This window comes from Mycoplana rhizolycopersici, from assembly GCF_013378445.1.
In the GTDB taxonomy this organism is placed as follows: domain Bacteria; phylum Pseudomonadota; class Alphaproteobacteria; order Rhizobiales; family Rhizobiaceae; genus Mycoplana; species Mycoplana rhizolycopersici.
Genome location: NZ_JABXYK010000049.1, coordinates 1 through 1,053, shown reverse-complemented (window position 1 = coordinate 1,053; position 1,053 = coordinate 1). Strand labels below are relative to the sequence as shown.

The 1,053-nt window shown below is 61.2% G+C and carries 1 protein-coding gene; it reads left to right on the top strand.

The annotated features are described in order from the left end of the window. Window positions 1-92: 92 nt before the first annotated feature. A protein-coding gene (locus HV823_RS26340; protein WP_176952621.1) for an IS630 family transposase occupies window positions 93-1,038 on the top strand; the annotation gives its coding sequence in 2 pieces (ribosomal slippage) (window positions 93-433 and window positions 432-1,038; 948 coding nt in all). The last annotated feature ends 15 nt before the right edge of the window (window positions 1,039-1,053 follow it).

Below are 1,053 nucleotides of genomic sequence, written 5' to 3'. Positions count from 1 at the left end.
TAGAGTCTGTCAGCGCTAAGCGGAATCGGTGGGGATTCCGTTTGCCTTTGATGTGTGATTCACTGTCATTGCTGGTGAGGAGGCCGGCAGTGATGGCGAGACCTCTATCTCTGGATTTGCGCATACGCGTTGCTGCGGCCCTGACGGATGGCCTGTCGGTCCGTGCGACGGCGGCACGTTTTGGCATATCGGCGGCGACGGCGGTCCGCATTGGTCAACTCAGTCGGTCGGGCAAGGGCTTGATGCCTGCGAAGATGGGCGGCCATGTCAAACCAACCCTGAGGGGTGCGGCGGCCGAGGCGGTGCATCAGCGGCTTGCGGTCAAATCCGACTGGACGGTGCGGGCGCTTGCCGCCGACCTCAAGGCTGCCGGCATCGACGTCTCTCACGACACCGTCTGGCGCTTCCTGCGCGGTGAAGGCAAGACCTTCAAAAAAAACATTGATGGCGAGCGAGCAGGACAGACCGAAGGTTGCGCGGTTCCGGGCGCGCTGGAAGACGCACCAGCATCGCCTTGATCCGGAAAGGCTTGTCTTCATCGACGAAACCTGGGTCAAGACCAACATGACCCGCACCCGTGGCTGGTGCCAGCGCGGGCAGCCCCTGATCGCGAAGGTTCCGCATGGTCACTGGAAGACCCTGACCTTTCTGGCAGGGCTGCGCCGAAACGGCATCGTCGCACCCTGTGTACTCGACGGGCCCATCAATGGCACCGCGTTCACCGCGTGGGTCCGGCAATGCCTCGTTCCGTCACTGAAGGCAGGCGATATCGTCATTCTGGACAATCTGGGAAGCCACAAGGGCACGCCCGCAAGGGCAGCGATCCGCGAATGCGGCGCACATCTCCTGTTTCTGCCTCCCTACAGCCCTGACCTCAACCCGATCGAAATGATGTTCGCCAAGCTGAAAACGCTTGTTCGAAAGGCCGAAGAACGAACCGTCGAAACAACATGGAGGCGCGTCGGCGATCTCCTGCAGCTCTTTACGCCGCAGGAGTGCTCGAACTATCTGCGACATGCAGGCTATGGTGCAGCCTAGCCCTGACAGACTCTA